The organism is Burkholderia sp., assembly GCF_018375725.1.
GTDB lineage: Bacteria > Pseudomonadota > Gammaproteobacteria > Burkholderiales > Burkholderiaceae > Burkholderia.
Map to the genome: position 1 here is coordinate 1 of NZ_JAHACR010000539.1, position 1,188 is coordinate 1,188.

General features: G+C 62.6%; 1 protein-coding gene and 1 pseudogene. Both read left to right on the forward strand.

The genetic code is table 11. The features are described 5' to 3' along the window. The first annotated feature begins 319 nt into the window (after positions 1-319). Complete coding sequence (locus KH616_RS25215; protein WP_292255304.1) at positions 320-943, forward strand: TetR/AcrR family transcriptional regulator; 624 nt, start codon at positions 320-322, stop codon at positions 941-943. 83 nt (positions 944-1,026) lie between these two features. Continuing rightward, positions 1,027-1,188 (forward strand): annotated as a pseudogene (locus KH616_RS25220) (NADP-dependent oxidoreductase); the annotation flags it as partial.

Sequence of the window (1,188 nt, forward strand, 5' to 3'; positions counted from 1 at the left end):
GGGCTCGGTCTGGAGGACATCGCCATTGCGGCGGAGCTGTATCGGCTCGTAACGGCCACTGCGGAATCACGCTGACGGCGCATCCGCCGGCGTGAAGCGTTGCTGCCAGGACGTCCATTCGTGACATGCGGGCAGGACAACGGATTGCCGTGATCGCCGGCAGCGAAACGATTCTGGGCCGTGTCGAAGGAAAGCCGTTACCCGATCGAGGGTTGGCGTCCAGCATTGGGCAAGCGGCGGGAATCAGGTAAAGTGCCGCTCAACATGCGGGTCGCCCTTTACTAGACGACCGGTCTAATCGTTGCTACCATACGCCATCATGAATGCATCTTCAGGCGCGGAAGTCCGCCAGCACATCCTGAATATCGCGAAGCCGATCATGCTCCGAAAGGGCTTCTCGGCAGTCGGTCTGAACGAGATTCTCGCCGCGGCGGGCATCCCGAAAGGCTCGTTCTATCACTACTTCGGCTCGAAGGAGGCGTTCGGTGAGGCATTGCTCGAATCCTACTTCGAGGGCTACCTCGAGCACCTCGACAATCTGCTGGTTCATCAGCAGCAAGGCACGGGCGCCGATCGCCTGCTGACCTACTGGAACAACTGGCTGCACGCACAGTGCGCGAACGATCCGGAGGGCAAATGCCTGGCGGTGAAGCTCGGCGCCGAGGTGTCCGATCTTTCCGAATCGATGCGCGCTGTGTTGCGGCGCGGCACCGAGCAGATCATCGGCCGTCTCGCGGCGGGCATCGAGTCGGGGCTGGCCGACGGGTCGCTGCAGGGCGTCGAGGATCCGCCGCGCACGGCGGCCACGCTGTATGAATTGTGGCTCGGCGCGACGCTGCTGGAGAAAATCCACCGCAACCGCATGCCGCTCGAAATGGCGATGGCGGCCACGTTGCGGATGCTGAACTTGCCTCAGCAGGACGATGGGGCGGAGCGGCGGTAAGTGGGGGCGCGCATTGGCGCGCCCTATTTTGTATCCATCGACTAGACGACTGGTCTACTCAATCCACGTTGACGGAGGTTCACATGCCACAAAGCAAGACAGTCAATCGCAGGATCGTCCTGAACTCGCGCCCGGCGGGCGCACCCACGCCAGAGAATTTTCGCGTCGAGACCGGCGAGGTGCCGGTGCCCGCGCAAGGTCAGGTGCTGTTGCGGACGGTCTGGCTGTCGATCGACCCGTACATG

Coding starts and splice junctions, on each gene's coding strand:
- KH616_RS25215 (WP_292255304.1), top strand. CDS start 320: ATGAATGCATCTTCAGGCGCGGAAGTCCGCCAGCACATCCTGAATATC.